Source organism: Xenorhabdus bovienii, assembly GCF_024721015.1.
GTDB classification, from domain to species: Bacteria; Pseudomonadota; Gammaproteobacteria; order Enterobacterales; family Enterobacteriaceae; genus Xenorhabdus; species Xenorhabdus bovienii.
Map to the genome: position 1 here is coordinate 1 of NZ_JANAIF010000202.1, position 1,475 is coordinate 1,475.

At 58.4% G+C, this 1,475-nt stretch carries 1 protein-coding gene; it reads right to left on the reverse strand.

Annotated features, from left to right (window positions below; genetic code table 11):
- Nucleotides 1-1,193 (reverse strand): amino acid adenylation domain-containing protein (locus tag NXS07_RS19975; protein ID WP_258087506.1); only part of this gene is annotated, 1,193 nt, incomplete at its 3' end.
- Nucleotides 1,194-1,475 lie beyond the last annotated feature (282 nt).

The window sequence follows — 1,475 nt, forward strand, 5'->3', positions numbered from 1 at the left end:
CTTTCGATTTCTCCCAGCTCAATGCGGTAGCCACGGATCTTGACCTGAAAATCATTGCGCCCCCGATATTCCAGATTGCCGTCCGGCCGCCAGCGTACCCAATCGCCGGTTTTATACAGGCGGGTGTAGCCCCGCACCTGATCTTCCGCCGTGGCAAACGGGTTCGCCACAAAACGCTCGGCGGTCAGCACTGGCCGGTTCCAATATCCGCGAGCCAGCCCTGCCCCCCCGATATACAGTTCCCCCGGTGCACCGATGGGAGATAGGTTGCCTTCACCATCAAGGACATACAGACGGGTATTATCAATGCCCTTACCGATCGCCCGATCCCCGTCCTGCAACCAGTTTTGGGTGGCGCACACGGTGCCTTCGGTGGGGCCGTACTGGTTAAACAGCGTGACATCCGGCGGTAGATTCAACGTATTCAGCGCTTCGCCGCCGGTATGGATGACCTGCAAGGTTGAGCGGGCCAGTTCGGTGGCAAAATGATTCATCAAGGCAGTGGGAATAAATGCTTTGGTAATTTCGTGCGTATTGATAAACGACAGCAATTGGTCACTGTCCGCCGTCACGGCCGCCGGCGCGATAAAAATCGTCGAACCAGCCATCAGGGCTGGGAAGAGTTCAAACACCGATGCATCAAAAACGTAATTGGAAAAGAATAACGCCTTTACCGTTTCCCCCAGTAAATGCGTTCGGGCAATAAACCGGGATAAATTAATAACACTGGCGTGTTCTACCATCACCCCCTTCGGCTGGCCGGTCGTTCCCGAGGTGTAGATGATGTACGCCAGATCCGTAGAGGTATTCACCGACGCAGGATTATCCACTGGCCGACCTGCGGTCACGGATAGATCATCCGCCGCGATCAGTGACAGCGCGTGGGAATATTCCCCCAGCGCCGTTAAGTGCCGCTGCTGAGTCACCACGCACGGGGCTGCGGTGTCGGTCAGAATAAACCGGGTTCGCTCCGGCGGGTAGGCTGGCGAGATCGGCACGTAGGCGCCGCCAGCTTTTAGTACCGCCAGCATGCTGATGACCATTTCCAGGCTGCGATCCAGATACAGCGCCACTGGCGTGTCTACCGGCATCGGCGCATGGCGCTGCTGCTGATAGCGTTCACGGATCACAACCGCCAGCTGGTTCGCCCGTTCATTGACCTGTCGGTAGGTCAGCGTTGCCCCCTCAAACACCAGCGCCACGTTATCCGGGGTAGCTGCCGCACGCGCCTCGAACTGCTGTTGCAGGGTGTGGCTCTGCGGGTACGGCACGTCGGTCTGGTTCCAGCGGTACAGCAGGGTGTGGCGCTCGTCGTCACTGAGAAATTCCACCGACGGGTGCGGCTGGTGTGGATCGCGGGCGACGGTATGCAGGATGCGCTCAAGCTGGTGCAGTAAACGCCGCGCCTGTTCACCCGCCAGCCAGTCTTCGCCATAACTCAATTTCACGGTCAGGCTGTCACCCTGTTCATAGGC